The organism is Anabaena sphaerica FACHB-251, assembly GCF_014696825.1.
Classification (GTDB): domain Bacteria; phylum Cyanobacteriota; class Cyanobacteriia; order Cyanobacteriales; family Nostocaceae; genus RDYJ01.
This window is the reverse complement of record NZ_JACJQU010000029.1, coordinates 1-16,748: the sequence shown is the minus strand read 5'-3', so window position 1 is coordinate 16,748 and position 16,748 is coordinate 1. Positions and strand designations below refer to the sequence as shown.

Annotated in this window: 14 protein-coding genes and 2 pseudogenes; 12 read left to right on the top strand and 4 right to left on the bottom strand. The window is 37.4% G+C overall.

Annotation, left to right across the window (positions count from 1 at the left end):
* Positions 1–192: 192 nt before the first annotated feature.
* The gene (locus tag H6G06_RS25510) at positions 193–924 is read right to left on the bottom strand and encodes a DUF1995 family protein (protein ID WP_190564864.1); all 732 of its coding nucleotides are present in this window, start codon (positions 922–924) and stop codon (positions 193–195) included.
* Between the two features lie 181 nt (positions 925–1,105).
* On the opposite strand from H6G06_RS25510, the gene H6G06_RS25505 reads away from it, so the two are divergent.
* The gene (locus H6G06_RS25505; RefSeq protein ID WP_190564863.1) at positions 1,106–3,802 is read left to right on the top strand and encodes a CHAT domain-containing protein; all 2,697 of its coding nucleotides are present in this window, start codon (positions 1,106–1,108) and stop codon (positions 3,800–3,802) included.
* A gap of 59 nt (positions 3,803–3,861) precedes the next feature.
* Here H6G06_RS25505 and H6G06_RS25500 read toward each other — a convergent pair whose 3' ends face one another.
* Complete coding sequence (locus tag H6G06_RS25500; RefSeq protein ID WP_190564862.1) at positions 3,862–5,037, bottom strand: cysteine desulfurase family protein; 1,176 nt, start codon at positions 5,035–5,037, stop codon at positions 3,862–3,864.
* Positions 5,038–5,226: 189 nt separating this feature from the next.
* Here H6G06_RS25500 and H6G06_RS25495 point away from each other — a divergent pair.
* From H6G06_RS25495 to H6G06_RS25455, 9 genes and pseudogenes are all read left to right on the top strand, one after another.
* Positions 5,227–6,417, top strand: a pseudogene (locus H6G06_RS25495) (phospholipase D-like domain-containing protein); the annotation flags it as partial.
* Positions 6,418–6,543: 126 nt separating this feature from the next.
* Positions 6,544–7,626 (top strand): tyrosine-type recombinase/integrase, encoded by a 1,083-nt coding sequence (locus H6G06_RS25490; RefSeq protein WP_190564860.1) that lies wholly within the window; start codon positions 6,544–6,546, stop codon positions 7,624–7,626.
* Complete coding sequence (locus H6G06_RS25485; protein ID WP_190564859.1) at positions 7,626–9,536, top strand: tyrosine-type recombinase/integrase; 1,911 nt, start codon at positions 7,626–7,628, stop codon at positions 9,534–9,536. Before H6G06_RS25490 ends, H6G06_RS25485 begins: the two co-directional genes overlap by 1 nt.
* Entirely contained in the window at positions 9,526–10,449 is a 924-nt protein-coding gene (locus H6G06_RS25480) for a DUF6262 family protein (protein ID WP_190564858.1), read from the top strand. Before H6G06_RS25485 ends, H6G06_RS25480 begins: the two co-directional genes overlap by 11 nt.
* A gap of 304 nt (positions 10,450–10,753) precedes the next feature.
* The gene (locus H6G06_RS25475; protein ID WP_190564857.1) at positions 10,754–11,527 is read left to right on the top strand and encodes a hypothetical protein; all 774 of its coding nucleotides are present in this window, start codon (positions 10,754–10,756) and stop codon (positions 11,525–11,527) included.
* Positions 11,528–11,584: 57 nt separating this feature from the next.
* On the top strand, positions 11,585–12,322 hold the full coding sequence (locus tag H6G06_RS25470) for a hypothetical protein (RefSeq protein WP_190564856.1): 738 nt from the start codon (positions 11,585–11,587) through the stop codon (positions 12,320–12,322).
* Between the two features lie 254 nt (positions 12,323–12,576).
* The gene (locus tag H6G06_RS25465; protein WP_190564855.1) at positions 12,577–13,098 is read left to right on the top strand and encodes a hypothetical protein; all 522 of its coding nucleotides are present in this window, start codon (positions 12,577–12,579) and stop codon (positions 13,096–13,098) included.
* 291 nt (positions 13,099–13,389) lie between these two features.
* Positions 13,390–13,974 carry a hypothetical protein gene (locus tag H6G06_RS25460; RefSeq protein WP_190564854.1) on the top strand — a complete coding sequence of 195 codons (585 nt, stop codon included), beginning with the start codon at positions 13,390–13,392 and terminating at the stop codon, positions 13,972–13,974.
* 10 nt (positions 13,975–13,984) lie between these two features.
* Positions 13,985–14,407, top strand: coding sequence for a hypothetical protein (locus tag H6G06_RS25455; RefSeq protein WP_190564853.1), 423 nt, complete (start codon positions 13,985–13,987; stop codon positions 14,405–14,407).
* 109 nt (positions 14,408–14,516) lie between these two features.
* Here H6G06_RS25455 and H6G06_RS25450 read toward each other — a convergent pair whose 3' ends face one another.
* Together H6G06_RS25450 and H6G06_RS25445 are read right to left on the bottom strand one after the other, a co-directional pair.
* A complete protein-coding gene (locus tag H6G06_RS25450; RefSeq protein ID WP_242039854.1) occupies positions 14,517–14,867 on the bottom strand; it encodes a hypothetical protein in 351 nt (116 codons plus the stop codon).
* A 59-nt stretch (positions 14,868–14,926) separates the two neighbouring features.
* On the bottom strand, positions 14,927–15,421 hold the full coding sequence (locus tag H6G06_RS25445) for a hypothetical protein (RefSeq protein ID WP_190564852.1): 495 nt from the start codon (positions 15,419–15,421) through the stop codon (positions 14,927–14,929).
* Between the two features lie 202 nt (positions 15,422–15,623).
* Here H6G06_RS25445 and H6G06_RS25440 point away from each other — a divergent pair, with 202 nt between their 5' ends.
* Both H6G06_RS25440 and H6G06_RS25435 read left to right on the top strand, forming a co-directional pair.
* Positions 15,624–16,151 carry a DUF655 domain-containing protein gene (locus H6G06_RS25440; protein ID WP_338422990.1) on the top strand — a complete coding sequence of 176 codons (528 nt, stop codon included), beginning with the start codon at positions 15,624–15,626 and terminating at the stop codon, positions 16,149–16,151.
* A gap of 130 nt (positions 16,152–16,281) precedes the next feature.
* Positions 16,282–16,748, top strand: a pseudogene (locus H6G06_RS25435) (RNA-guided endonuclease TnpB family protein); the annotation flags it as partial.

Below are 16,748 nucleotides of genomic sequence, written 5' to 3'. Positions count from 1 at the left end.
TGATGTAAGATGACCTATCTTCTTCTCTTCTTCCTTCGTGTCCTACCCTTTGGGAAGCCGCTTCGTGTCCTACCCTTCGGGAACACCTTCGGTGAACGTGTCTTCGTGGTTCATTTCTCTGTTACTTGCGCGTTCTCAAAATTAAGGGTAGGCAGATGCCCACCCCACAAGATATTATGATGATGAAGGTTTTTAACTACTCAATGCCTTGATAAACCGCTGCAAACTCTTAAATACACTGGGTTTTTTGGCGGGTGTTCCGTCGCTGGTTTGCGGTTGTCCTTTCATGAGGATCATGTCTATTTCATCACCGGAAGGTTTTTTAGGTAATTCGGCTACTTTTTGATATTCGCCTTCGGTTTCTAACCACACTTCCCAATCTCCAGGATAGCAGCGCATGAGGGCGCTTTCTTCATCGACTGGACGCAGATAATAGCAAGATTCAATGGTACTAATGAAACGTCTGCGGGTTTCTCTCGCTGCGTAACCAATACCCACTGTACCAGAATCTTCTAAACGGGGGTTTAACATCACAAAGGGGCGTGTGCCGATAATTTCACAGAGTTTTTCTAATTGCGGTACTTCTACGGAAGTAGGGGCGATAAACAGGAAAATTTCATCCTCTGGTTGAATTTTTGCTTCTAGAGAAGCTGTCCTTCCTGTGCCGATATCTAAAATTTTAAATGGTGAATCTGCCCAATCTCGACGGGCTAAAGCGGCTGCACCAGCATCAGCAAAGAAGACTTTGAGACGAGATTCATATTCAGCAAACAAGGGGAGAAATTGTTCTGCTACGGGCATAAATTTGAGTTCTGGGAACAGTAACTCCACTTGAATACGAGTCACACCATCAGCTAAAGCCGATTTTACCGCTTCACGGGATTGAGCGATCGCATCTTCTAGGGTTTTGGGTAGTTCAGCCATAATTTGGAGATTTGATAAACTGTCTGGGTTAATATTCAATTCTCGCAGTTTGGCTGCTAAACGTTCAGCTTTTTGTTTTTCCTCTATCCCATGTTAACCAAGCAGCATTGATAACCATCCTACTCTCTTCAACGACAATCGCTTATATTTAGACAAGGTATTGCTAATTACAGGTGCAGTTATGGCAAACAGGCAGAAAAAAATACTATTGATGTTTCTCAACTTGATATCACTACCAGGAATTATCAGTATATTATTACTCTCTGAGCCTGTAGCTGCCATACCTGGCAGAATGACAACTGTAGCCCAACAACCTGCAACATCTGAGGCGGCTGAAACAGCTTATGCAGAGGCTGAAAAACTATTTCAACAAGGTACATCGGCATCTCTAAAGGAGGCAATTACTAAATTTGAAGAGGCAGCTAAACTGTATCACCAAATGCGTGAAACTCGTTCAGAATCTGCTGCTATTGGTTACATTGGCTATATCTATTCATTGTTAGGAGAAAAGCCGAAAGCACTTGAGTTTCATCACCAAGCTTTGCTCCTTAGAAAAAAAGTGGGAGATAAAAGAGGGGAAGCTATTACACTTAACCACATCGGTAGTATTTACGATGATTTGGGAGAAAAACAGAAGGCATTAGAATTCTATAACCAAGCTTTACCTTTGAGAAGGCAAATAGGAGATAAACGTGGGGAAGCCACTACTCTTAATAACATTGCTTTACTCTACGACTCTTTGGGAGAAAAACAGCAAGCAGTTTTGTTATACAACCAAGTTTTACCCCTAAGAAGAGCAGAGAGAGATAAACGTGGAGAAGCGATTACTCTTAACAATATTGGCAGTGTTTATGATGAATTGGGAGAAAAGCAAAAGGCATTAGATTTCTACAATCAAGCTTTACCTATATGTCGATTGTTAGGAGATAAAGATCGAGAAGCCACTACTCTTAATAATATTGGCAGTGTCTACAATTTTCTGAAAGAAAATCAGAAAGCATTGACATTTTATAACCAAGCTTTGCCTCTAAAAAAATTAGTGGGTGATAGAAGCGGGGAGGCTAATATCCTCAACAATATTGCTTCTGTGTACGATTCCCTGAAAGAAAAGCAGAAAGCATTGACATTATACAACCAAGCTTTGACTTTATATCAAGACGTGGGGGATAGAGGTGGAGAAGCTAATACTCTTCGTAATCTTGCTTACCTGCAACGAAACCAAGGTAATCTCAATGAAGCATTGATTCAAATCCAGTCAGCTATCAAGATAATTGAAAATTTACGGACTAAAATTACTAGTGAAACTCTACGCACTTCCTATTTTTCCAGTGTTCAAAGTTATTATAAATTATATATTGACCTATTAATGCAATTGCACAAACAACAACCATCAAAAGGTTATGATGCCCTCGCACTGCACGCTAATGAAAGCGCCCGCGCTCGTAGTTTGTTAGAATTAATTACAGAAGCTAATGCAGATATTCGTCAAGGTGTAGATTCTACGTTGCTACAAGCAGAACGGAATATACAAAAACAACTTGATAATAATGAAAAACTCCGTATTCAATTACTTAATAGCAAATCTACACCCGAACAAATACAAGCTTTAGAAACAGAAACTGCTACACTTTTAAAACAATCTCAGGATATTAAAACACAAATTCGTATTAAGAGTCCGCGTTATGCTGCTTTAACTCAACCCCAACCGTTGACATTACCACAAATTCAACAACAGGTATTAGGTGAAAATACCCTACTTTTAGAATATTCCCTTGGTGAAGAAAAGAGTTATCTTTGGGCAGTTTCAAAAACAGAAATAACAAGTTATGAACTTCCTAAAAATGCGGATATAGTCTCCTTAGTTAAAAAATTCCGTAATGAAATTATTAAACCTCAATCTGGAAGAAAAATAGTAGCTAGAGCCGCAGTCCCTTTAACGCAAATATTACTTAATCCAGTTGCAGAAAAGTTAGCAAATAAAAGATTAGTTATTGTTGGTGATGGTGCTTTACAATATTTACCATTTGCAGCTTTAATATCTCCTAATTCTGATCCTGAACAATATAAATTCTTAATAGTTAATCACGAAATTATTACTCTACCATCAGCTTCTACAGTGGCAATTCTCCGCACTGAACAAAAAGGGCGCAAAACTCCATCTAAGGGTTTAGCCTTGTTAGCAGACCCGGTATTTGACATTGATGATGAACGTTTTATTAGTCAAAAAACGCCAATCAAACGAAATACAGATAATTTAGAATATCTGGCTTTAAAAAGAGCCGTTAGTGATACAGATATCAGATTTGCTCGATTACGTTTTACGCGCAAAGAAGCAGAAAAAATTTTAAACTTAATACCAAAATATCAAAGTTTACAAGCGTATGATTTTGCGGCTAATCGCCAATTTGCTACAAGTTCTCAACTAAGTCAATATCGAATCATACATTTTGCTACTCACGGTATTGTTAACAGTAAACAACCAGAGTTATCAGGGTTGGTTCTTTCACTTTTTGATCAACAAGGTAAGCCAGAAAATGGCTTTTTACGTCTGCATGATATTTTTAATCTCAAACTATCCGCAGATTTGGTGGTTTTAAGTGCTTGTCAAACAGGTTTAGGTAAAGAAATCGCAGGAGAAGGATTAATAGGATTGACAAGAGGATTTATGTATGCAGGTAGTTCTCGTGTGGTTATGAGTTTATGGAATGTCTCTGATCAGGGGACATCGGTACTGATGGGAAAATTTTATCAAAAGATGCTACAAGGAGGTTTAAAACCAGCTACGGCCTTACGAGAAGCACAGATTGAAATGTTAAATGATAAGCGGTTTTCTAAACCTGATTATTGGGCAGCTTTTACTATTCAAGGTGATTGGTGATTGGGGAAGATAGGAGAAAATAAATAATTACGTATCCAGAATGGTAGCCGGAGGCACTATTACGAATTACGAATTATGAATAGGTATAAATCTTGTGTCAACCTCTGCAAAACCTGTTTCAAAACCATCGCCGTCCAATCAATATCGGCTTCCGTTGTCTGTTTTCCCAAGGTTAATCTAATTCCTCCCAAAGCCCGTTTCTGAGAATAACCCATAGCTAATAAAATTGGACTGGGGCTTAATTTTCCACTATTACAAGCAGCACCCGCACTAATACCAATTCCCGCTAAATTTAACTGACGAACTAATGTTTTACCACTGATTTTTTCACCATCAGCATATTCTAAACAAAAACTAAGATGATGGGGTAAACGATGAATCATATCACCTGTAGGAATTAAACCGGCAACATCTGCTAAAAGAGAAAATAGGCGATCGCGCAACTTGATCAATCTCGCTGTTTCTGTCTCCAACTCCTTTCCCGCTAACTCCGCAGCTACCCCAAAACCCGCAATAGCTGGTGTTGCTTGTGTACCTGAACGCAGTCCTTTTTCCTGGCCACCACCACCCAGCAAAGAAATTAACTCCACACCTGGACGCACATATAAAGCACCTGCACCCAAGGGTCCATATAATTTATGACTAGATAAACTCAATAAATCTACAGCTAAAGTCTGCACATCTAGGGGTAAACGTCCTGCAACTTGTACCGCATCGGTATGGAACAAAGCACCATGTATTTTAGCAATTTTACCCAATTCTACAATCGGTTGCACTGTTCCCACTTCGCTTTGTCCATAAATCACAGATACCAAAACTGTATTATGTCGCAAAGCTGATTTTAAATCTTCTGGATTAACTCTTCCTTGACTATCTACACTTAAACGGGTAACTTTCCAACCACAGCTTTCTAACATTCGCACAGGTTCGGAAATGGCCGAATGTTCCACACTAGAAATAATTATATGTTGGGGTACAGCATAACATCGCGCCACACCCATAATTGCTAAATTATCTGCTTCTGTTCCCCCAGAGGTAAAAATAATTGATTCGGGAACAGCATTTATTAAAGCTGCAACTTGCATTCTCGCTTGTTCCACAACCAAAGCCGAGCGGTTGCCCCATTCATGTAAACTGGAAGGATTACCCCACTGTTGAGTTAATACTGCTTGCATAGCAGCGATCGCTTCGGGACGAGTTGGAGTAGTAGCACTGTAATCTAAATATATTTGCATAAAACCAATAAATTTGATAATCAATCACGTACAGTTACTTTAGTAAATCTTGAAAAAGTGTGAGTAATTCTACGTTTCCGGGTAGATTTTGAGCGTCGTGAGTGCAGCGAATTGTTTACATGATTCCACATACACTTTATGAGCAATAATAAATCATGTCTACCCTTTATCTATTTGTATCAGATGATCATGTCTATTTTTCACCATCTTAAGTTTTTATCTTATATATTTTTATTTCTATTTACCCTCAGCAGTTGTCAAAAAGTCCAATCCTCAAATCAACGTTTAGCACCATTACCGCAAGATCCGTTAATTCAAGTTTACTTCAATCATTCCCAATCTTCAGAATATCAAGAAACTTATCGTCAGCAAACCCGCTTAGGAGATGACTTAGAAAAACAGATTCTTGATGTTATTTCTCTAGCCCAATCTACAATAGATATAGCAGTTCAAGAACTGCGTTTACCGAAAATTTCCCAAGCATTAGCACAAAAACAAAAAGCTGGGATTAAAGTCAGGGTAATTTTAGAGAATAACTATTCTCGTCCTTGGAGTAGTTTCACAACAACGGAAATACAGAAACTAGAAAAAAGGGAACAGGAACGATATAACGAATTTCGCAAATTTGTTGATATCAATCAAGACAATCAAATCACACCAGATGAAATTAGTCAACGTGATGCTTTAGTAATTATCCAAAATAGCAAAATTCCCTGGATAGATGATACTGCTGATGGTTCTGCTGGTAGTAGTTTAATGCACCATAAATTTATCATTGTCGATCATCGCTTTGTGGTTATTACTTCTGCAAATTTTACCTTAAGCGATACTTCAGGAGATTTTAGCAATTCCAGCAGTTTAGGTAATGCCAATAATTTATTAAAAATTGATAGCCCAGAATTAGCAAATCTATTAACAGAAGAATTTAACATTATGTGGGGTGATGGACCAGCAGGAAAAACAGATAGTAGATTTGGACTACAAAAATCTGTGCGTTCACCTCAAGAAATCAATTTAGTTAACACTAAACTCACCGTCAATTTTTCACCCATTTCACCAACTCAACCTTGGAGTAATTCTAGTAATGGTTTAATTGCTAAAACCTTAAATACAGCCAGCAAAACTGTAGATATGGCATTATTTGTATTTTCAGAGCAAAAAATTGCTAATATTCTCGAAAATCGCCATAATCAAACTGTAGGAATCAGAGCATTAATCGAACCTCAATTTGCTTATCGTTCCTACAGTGAAGCTTTAGATATGATGGGCTTGGCTTTGAGTGAAAATTGTCAATATGAAATTGATAACCGTCCTTGGCAAAATCCCATTAACACTGTAGGAGTAACCACATTAGCAAAAGGTGATTTATTACATCATAAATTAAAACTATAGCTCTTAAAAACAATTCTTTAAAGTAAACAACAACAATCTTGACATAGAAATTCATTCATTGTAGAATAGTAAACAGCAGCAATTCTACAAAGTAGATAAAATCTACAAAGTGAAGTGAAAGTTCAAAAAGTAAAACTTCCTAATAGCGATAAATTTACTTGGACGGTTTTAGGAGACGATTATTTGCCGATTCAACCAATTCAACAATTTTTAAGCTATTTGAAAAGCGTTGAAAAATCTCCTAACACTATTAGATCATACGCTTATCACCTGAAACTTTACTGGGAATACCTTGGAGACACAAATAAAGATTGGACAAAAATTAAAGAGTCAGATATTGCTGATTTCATAGCTTGGCTAAGAAGTCCACAGCCAAACGTTGCTTCTATTTATGAGCAAAAAGCCAAAAGAACTGAATCAACAGTCAATCTAATTATTACCTCGGTGGCGATGCTCTACGACTACCAGGAAAGGCTAGGAGTAGTTACAGGCATTCCACTTTATACATCTAGAATGCAGCCAGGAAGGAAATACAAGCCCTTTCTTCATCACATCAGCAAAAGTAAACCCATTAGAACCAAGCTGATTAAGCTGAAAGAGCCGAAGCGATTACCTAAAACTTTATCAAAAGAAGAAATTCAACAATTGATTGCTGCGTGTCATAGATTAAGAGATAAATTTCTAATCTCTTTACTCTATGAAAGCGGTATTCGCATCGGACAAGCTTTAGGTATGAGGCATTCTGATATCCAGTCTTGGGATAATCTCATTTGGATTGTGCCAAGAGATGATAATGCTAACGGAGCTAGAGTAAAAACCAAAAATAAGTATTCTATTCACGTTAGCCAAGAGCTAATGGGTATCTATTCAGAATATTTACTTACAGAATTTAACGATACAGACAGTGATTACATTTTTGTAAATCTTTGGGAAGGCAAGATTGGGCAAGCAATGACATACGGTGCTGTCGCACAATTATTTTTAAGATTGAGCGAAAAAACCGATGTATATGCTCGTCCTCACATGATCAGGCATAGCCACGCAACAGAGTTAATTCGAGCAGGATGGGATGCTGCTCATGTTCAGAAAAGATTAGGACACGCTCAAGTTCAAACTGTTCTCAATACTTACACTCACCTCAGTCAAGAGGACATGAAAGAAGCTTATCAAGATTATCTAAATAAGAGAGATAAATAATGGAAGCATTACAGATTAGATGGTCTTTAGAAAAGCAACAAAAATTAGCTGATCAACTTCAAGGTTATTGGGCAGAAGATAAATGGTGTATTGGTGACTGCCCAATTCAAGACAAAACATCCTTGAATTATCATGGCAAGAAAAGTGTCTATTTTGAGTGTCTATCTCCATCCCTAAATGCAGAAATTAAATATGCTTGTTGGCAAAAGATGGATGCAAAAGAGTGGCAGATTGCTACTCTATGGCGTAAAGCCAGCGAAATTAGACAGATTTGTTCTTGGTTAAATACTGTATCAGATAAATTGTCTTCTTTAATGGAGCGAGATGTCCACTATTTAGCAACATCATTTCGTTCTTATTTACTCATGAATGGTATGTATAGATCCGGTACTGGCACTGCATTACATGGTAATCAGCAATTAGTGGAATATTCTACCGAAGATCCACGCATCTATACATTAAGTCAAATATACAAGTTTGTTCATGATTTTTATGACGACAGAGATGAGTACAAAAAAGATGTATGGGATATTGGTAAACTTGGCATAAAATGTAATCCATCACGTTCTATACGCACTCTGAACTTTTCTCGCATTCAACAATTATGGCTTCGTGATGGAGCAAAAAGATTTATCAAGTATACGTTAGCAATATATTCTTTGCAGGAAGCTGTGTCTAGATTGCAAGGATTAGTTAGTTTTTCGATTTTTGTTAGCAAAAAATATCCTCAACTGTTACCAGAACAAATTAACCGTTTTTTGGTTGAGGATTACCTAAGTTATTTGTTATCATCTAATCTAGCAGAAGCAACTAGACACAGAAATATTAGTATACTGAAAGCTTTTCTAGAGATTTGTGCGAGAGAGGAATGGCTAAATGTACCAGATAAACGCTTAATTTATCAAGAAGACTTCCCTAGCATTCCTAAAAGACAACCTCGCTTCATTCCTGAAGAAGTAATGCAGCAACTAAACCAAAACTTAGACAAGCTAGAACCAACTTTTCAGCGGATGGTGCTAATTCTTCAAGATGGAGGAATGCGAATCAGCGAATTATGTAGGATGCCATTTAATTGTTTGACTCAAGACTTAAGTGGCGATTATTTTCTTCATTACTATCAGTACAAAATGAAGAAAGATCATAGTATTCCTATTTCTTTAGAAATAGCTGCGGTAATACAAGAGCAGCAAAAAGAGATTAGACAACAGCATGGTGACTACCCTTATTTATTTGCCTCCACATATCATTCGCACAAAAAAGAGGCTATAAAACAGGGAGTATTTTCTAAAGTAATCAACCAACTAGCTTACGATTGCAATATTTGTGATAAATCAGGCACACCTTGGCGATTCCAAGCACACCAATTCCGTCACACAGTTGGTACTCGGATGATTAATCTTGGTGTTCCTCAGCATATTATTCAACGTTTTTTAGGGCATGAGACACCGGAAATGACTAGTGTTTATGCACATATTCACGATCAAACATTAAAAGAAGAATTTGCAAAGTTTAAGCACAGGATGGTTGACGTAACTGGCAAGGTAGTAGAGCCGGATAATGTCAAAGCTGAAATGACAGAAGGAATTGATCCAAACAGTATAGATGAGCAGTGGATGAGAAAGAATATCCTAGCTCAAGCCCTTCCTAATGGATTATGTGGCTTGCCTATTGTTCAAGGTGTTTGCCCTTATGGGGCTAACAAGTGTTTAAGTTGTACTCACTTTAAAACTGATACTCGATATTTGGATAAGCACAAAGACCATCTAGAGCGTACTACCAACATAGTTGAGTGGGCATACGAAAATCAAGATAGCAGGAGGTCTAGGGAGATTCTTAAGGAAAACTTGCCTGTTAAAGAAAATTTGGAGCGCATCATCACTGCACTGGAGGAGGCGGAAAATGAAGCATGAAAGGAATACTGATGGATTGAAGGAGAATGCCATCAAGAAAAGGGATGAAGCTAAAGCCAGAACCGATAAAGCTATCCAGCAGTTGATTAAGGATAAGAAAAAAATCAACTTTAACACCGTAGCCGAAGCTGCTGACGTTAGCAAAGCTTGGCTTTACAAGGAGCCAGAAATTAAGGAGCGAATCCAATCCCTGAGAGAACAGTGTTTGGATGAGAAGAAATTGCCACCACAGGAAAGAACTTCTGAATCCTCTTGGAAGGCGAAATATCAAACCCTAAAAGACAGGCTGCAAAGGATTGAAGCTGAAAACAGGGGACTAAGAGATCAACTCGAAGTTGCCTATGGGCGAATTTTATCAGTCTCGGAGTTGGAACACAGAGTAGACTTTTTGGAAAAAGAAAACTTGCATCTGAGAGATGAACTAGAGTTACGCCAGTCTCAGTCACCTAAAAGTTCATCACCTGAAACTCCGAATATTTTAAATCTTTCAGCCAAAAAGTCGGTAGGTGTAATTAACGACACTATCAAAAATGAGCTAGAAGTATTGGGTATTCCGATGAATTCCACATTGCAAAAGGTGATTAAGTCTGTCCCCAGCGAAACAACGCTTAGAGCTATTGCCACTCTTAAAGTAGCGTTATCCAGGAATGAAGTTCCAAATATGGCTGGTTTTTTAGTTGCTGCCATCAAAAATCGTTGGGACTCTAATCAGAATTATAATGAAAAAACAGAAATAGAAATCTTTAATGAATGGTTTCCGTTAGCGAAGTCCCTTAAACTGGCCAGTGCTTCCATGAGGATTGAGAAGGTGCTGCATATTTTGACTAACGAAGAAGAATGGATACCATTTAGTCAAATGCTTGAGAGGCATCCTATGGATGCGCTAAAAAAGTTACGAAATATCAATGATTAGAAGAGGTTTAGCGTCTCTCTCGAAGAAAATGTCGCCAGGATGATAAACAATAAGCACTGTATAATTACAACATGGTATATCAACTTACTTTCTAGCTCTATTTCTTTTCATGAGAAAGACGATAAGGCTATTGCAATTCAATAATGTCTTGTGTTATAAAAAAATAGCCAGCCAGTATTTTTCTCGAATGTCGGCTGACTATTTTTTCTTGAATTTCTAGGTTTGAATTGATGAAAAACAGCGCCAACTGTTTTATTGCTCACATTCAAATCTGGAAACGTATTGTTTTATAAGGAGTTTAACCTTGGATAGCTATATTATAGGCGATCATCCTTTCGGTAGTCAACAACTGCCTTTAAAGGATTTTGATGAAAGAGGTAGAGGCACTGGAGGCAAAGATGCTTTACTTGATACCCCCAGCCGAGAACCCTTTTCTCTAGAGAATCCAGAAATGCCTACTTCATTAAAGCAGAAACTTGCATTAATTCAACCAAAGAGTGCAATTAAAACGCTTTTCATCGTTTCTAAATCACCATCTCCCTTGTTGGCTTCAGAAATATCGGAGGCAACCGGTCTTCACCGAGGGACAATCAGTGGACACGCAAAAGATATAGCCGAGATAGGTCTTTTCCATTGTTCTTACGTACCTGGGACTGAAAAAAAACACAAGCCCACATTAATGTATAGCTTGTCACCAGATGTTGATAAAGCAGAGCTTTTTGAGATACTGAGTTTTATAGATCCCTCTCTATTTGAGGCTACCCCTGAGCAATCTTTCTCCCCTGAATTCACAGCACAGTCTGATGAAGAGGTTGAACACCCTCACAGCAAATTATCTGTCAATGAAACTGATCTAACAGAGAGTAATGAGGCTGGCACAAGCACTTTATCTACTGACAACCAAAGCTTTGAGCAGCAAATTTCATTTATTTTGACACAAATGGCTGAAGAAATTGTGTCACTTCAAAATCGAGTAACTGAACTAGAGCAGAAAACTACTCAAAGAGTAGAGGAAAGAAAGCAGGTTGACTTGAGCCAAGCTTTGACCATCCTTAATTCCAAAAAAAGCGGGAAGTAGAAATATTTACATCTTACATCTGCTTTAGTAAATAAAACAATACTCGGACGAAGAAAAATGAGTTCAAAGCACCGTGTTCCTGAAATTCCAGGTGGAGTGCAGGTAATGGGAATAACGTTTCAGGCTTTTGTTGATCCATCTACGAAACAGGCTGTTTTTAGCCAGAGTGGGGCTGCCAGAGGTCTACAAATACCCAGGAAATCCGCCGCTAATATTTTTGCTTCAGAACAGTTCAAACGCTTACGGGGCGGTGATTTCCCGATGGCAGAACTTTTAACCGAAGTTAATTCCAGACCAATTTCCGTAGTAACTCAAGCAGATTTAGTTTTGTTAGTTCAAATTGCTGCTGAGAAAGGATATATTGTTGCTAAAACTATGCAGAATGCCAGCTTCGCTATTCTTTTGCAACAGTCTGTTGATGAAGCCCTTAAGATTGAACGCAGCCGACAAGAATATTTAGACGCTGGAGCTACGTTAAGACAAAGACTCGAATATCGCTACTCCTACTATGCAATGAAAAATAGTGCTTTTAGAAAAGGTTGTGGCGTGAGAGGCCTTTGTAGAATTAATCGCCAAGTTTCATCTTTGGCTATTCCAGACGCAGATGAACGAAGAAAAGTGAGCAAATCATGGCGCAAGAAATGTTCAGGCGTGGAAACGGTTAAGATTACGATTGGCAACACTGTTCACCAAAAAGCTGTTGAAGCCAGTACGGAAATTACGCTAGAAAAGAATTTGGAAACAGCGTCTCAAAGAACGAGTGACATATACCAACTACTAGACGCTCCGTTCTAGTTTTATAAGGGAGTGAAAATTTTCACTCCCTTATCTCATGGGCGATGCGTGGTGCTGGGCTGGACTCCTAATCTTCGCTCCAAGGGGTTCAACTCCCCTGTCGTCCACAAGCTATATCAATTCTAAGTGATGAGTTGAAAATGATGAAAAAAATTAGGTTTTTTTGAGTAATTTACATTACCTAGACTGGAGTCTCTTTCCCAAACAGTTTAGATACAGAGAATATATCAAGTAGCATTTTTACCAAATTAAGTATGGCAAAGCTCGTAACATCGACACAAAAAGCTGTAAAAGCAGTTATTCATTTAGGCTCTATCCCGCTAGATGTTTATCAAATGCCTGATGGTGACTACAAACTATACATTGAATCAGTGACTGCGGCAATTGATAGACCAAATAATGACTTACTACGTTTTTTATCGGGGAAATCGCCACAAGCCTTGCCTTACAAGAATAGGAACTTACTACAAGATCCAATGGTTGAGGTGGAAGGCTATGGTGGGTACATCAAGCCTATACCTGTAGAATTAGCTACTGGATATTGGTTCTATCGTGCCATTAAAGGCAGTCTAATAGCGCAAGCTATCATACAAGCTTCATTAGCGGAATCAATTGAGCGACGTGCTGATGCGGCTTTTGAGTTTAAGCGCACTGAGAAGGAATATAACCAAAAGTTTGGAGAGAGGTTAGAGGAGGTTTTAGCATACAACACACAGGATATCGTCGATAGAAGATTACCGGGAGATGATTTATATCTTCCTCCTGGTATTAACTAACGCTTCAGTAATCTCTCCCGGATAGTGTCTCTGTATATTTGCTGTTGTACAATTGCAATTAATATTGCTATTTTGGGCTTTAAGTTCAAAATAAAGTATTTCCGCATCGAAAGATTTAGCGATGTGTGCAATATCCCATGCAACCCAACTGGGTCTATCGGGCTAGGATCTCTCGCTAAATCCTCAAGCGTAGCGTTTCTCGCTTTGTGCCGCAAAGATACAACGGCTTAAAATTTTTTCTCATCTTATTAAAAATTAATTATTAAACTAACCCAAATATTAGGAATTATTATGTTAAATCAAGACTATGCACTCAATAATCTATCAACTGACTTTCAGGATACTATTGATAAATATACTGTATTGCAAAGCTCCTCTTTGCAATTGGGTGAATTTACAAAAAATATTTTGGAATTAGATAATATTCAGGACGATAGCTTTTCATCAAAAGAATATACCTTTTTATATGAAATTGTTTTTTATATATGGCAATTTCAACATCAATCAATGATTGATTCCGTTAAAGATAGAAATTATAGAAAAGATGTCCTACAAGAACATTTAAATGTTTTAACGGTTGTAATAAACAATCATTTATTTCATGAATCCGAACCTTGCTCGTCAAGAAAGCAAGATTGTTTAAAAGCATGGGATGATTCGCTTGAGCTTTTGCAGAAGTATTCTTCGTATGGTAATTGCAATAATTCCACCGTCGAAAAATATCTTGCAAAAAATACTCTATTAGATAAAACATCTTCAGAATTGGGAGTATTTCTAGAAAGAATAAATGGTTTCTTAGATAAATATTTTAATATATTGGTTATTCCTTTTGGTATAATATCTTTGATAATTTATGCTGTTTTCTTCGATAAATAAGGCGGTATTTATGGAAAATACAAAACAACAAAAAATCTCAACGATATCTCAACTTGTTGTAAATTTAATGTATATTTTCGCATTTATAGATTTTGTAACAACACTTTATGGTATATACGAGGGTGTCCCATCTTTACAACCAATCAAGATAGGAGTTTCTATAATTTTATCTGTTTTCATCACTTCTTCTATCTATTGTTTACGGATTATTCTAAAACTGGAAGATCCAAATATCAAAAAGATTTTTATATCAGCAACAATAGTGTGTATATTTTTGGATGGATGGACATCTTACGAAGGCATCCATCATTTTATTAAGCCAGTACCTGATGACTACTTTGGATGGATGTTATTTGTTTTTCTATTAACAGGATGTGTGTCCTCTCCAGTGCTTCTAGGTTATCGTGAAGAAATAAATAATAAACTTCAGTGAGTAGATGCCCAATTGTAGTGATCAGCGGAAATGCCTGACTTCAGTTCTCAAAAGGAATTGCGATAACACAGAGTGATCGACAACGCACAGTAAAGCGATCACTCTGCTACTAATTTTCTTTGACTTCTAACTGATAAATTCGCAGAGATGGGTGTTCTGCCATCAGCCGCCAGAAACAATGCTCTGGTGCTGCCGAAAGTTGATCGTTACAACGATAGATAAATAATGGTTCATCTTTTAAAAGTGCGGTTAATACTACTTGTTTCCAATCTTGATCGCCCAAATCCCAGATCAAATGCGATCGCCCAACATATTCCGCATTTAACAAACTAGCAAATAACCACTCCATGATTGATTGAATCTGCTCTGGAGGCAAAGGACAATCTGCTTGTCCATAAGTTTCAACTATTGATTTTTTTGGCTTGAATGCCGAGGACAATGATTTTAGTAGGTTCTTCATAATCATCTTTATAGATATGTCTACAAAATGTATCCTGCATTTGACAAGGACAACAATGGTTATTCAGATACCCAGGCACAATTACCAGTCCAGCCCCAACCCTTGATGTCTTCCCCTCCTATCCAGTTTGATTTATAAATCTCCTTCTTATTTTCATCGCTGACCACTACTCGTATATGTATGGAACTAGCAACTTTATTGCGATACACTTGCCCTCCCAGCACTGGGACTACTTGACTTTCGGCATAAAGCGCAGAATTATCTGTACCTATTTTAATTTTTACCGTCTTCCAGTCTAATTTCTGCTGTTCTGTAGCAGCAAAACGGTCGCAAGCTAAATCATTTATCAATCCTTTACCAGCAACTTGTATTTGGTAAGAATAACTGTTGTTTTTAGGCACAAACGTTATTCCATATCCTATTGCTGACTTCTCAACGTTAATTCTAGATGCAAGTACATCATCATATCCAGTCGCTGAAGCAGGGGAAATCAAAACAGATGTACTTAATCCGGTGGCAACTAAAAATAAAACACATGGACGCATATTCAACACATAATTACTTCGACTATCTCGCAATCGTAACGATATATCGTAATTATTTTTTCCTTCTTTATATAGAAAAAGTTTAAATTAAAAATAAAAAATCTTGCATAGGCAGTGCCTCTTGCTATAGAGGTTTATTACTAGATTAAATGCGTACATATTTATTTATGCTTTTGTCATACAGAATAAAAACTTCGCTTGGATATCTAGGGTGAGTGAGATTTTACGTTGTAGATATATTCACAAAGTAAAATACTTGCTATATAATAACTTCGAGTTTTTAGCTATAGATAATAAATTTGCAGTTATAGATAACCAAACAGTAATTACTGGTTCACACAATTGGTCAGAAGCAGGTAATCATGGTAATGATGAAACTTTAGTAATCATTGAGAATCCGGAAGTAGCTGCACATTATCAACGTGAATTTAACCGTCTTTATGCTACAGTTAAACCAGGTTTACCGTCAACAATTCAAGCAAAAATTGATGTTCAAATCAAGCAATGTCCTCAAATCAAAACTCCATCATCTCTTCCCGATTTAACAAACCAAAAAATTAATCTCAACACAGCAACACAACAAGAATTAGAAACTCTTCCCGGAGTGGGTAAGAAATTAGCACAAAGGATAATTATTGCCCGTCAACAGCAAAAATTTACATCTTTACAAGACTTAGAAAAAGTACCGGGTATCAGTGCTAAAATGGTAGAAAAATGGCAAGTCAGTGTAACTTGGTAGCAGTAGTAACTTAATATTAACAATTACTAAGTTTAATTATCCTGCCTACAGCCATAACATAAATTTATTGACACCAGTACAGACAAGTGTTAGTGTATATAATCATGCTCTCAGTTTGGTAAGCTAGTCTATGCAGTTGGTCGAACGGCATATCATTCAACGAAATCATCCCCACTATCAGGAGATTGATCAGTTATGTTTTGCTGCCAAAAACCTCTACAATTATGCTAACTTCCACATCCGCCAAAACTTTATTCTTGCTCAAAAATATCTAGACTACAATTGTTTAGCCAAACAATTAAAATCTACAGAACCGTACCAAGCCTTACCGGGGAAGGTGTCACAACAAGTATTATTAGGATTACATCGCAACTGGTTAAGTTTTTTTGCAGCCATTAAAGCTTATACAGCAGATAGATCCAAATTTTTAGGCAGACCAAAATTACCCAAATATAAACACAAGGAAAAAGGCAGACATTTATTAGTTTACACGCAACAGGCAGTGAGTAAACCAAAAATGAAAGCAGGTGTGATTCATCTGTCACAAACACAGATTTATATTCCCACAAAAGTAGAGTATGTACATCTCAATCAAGT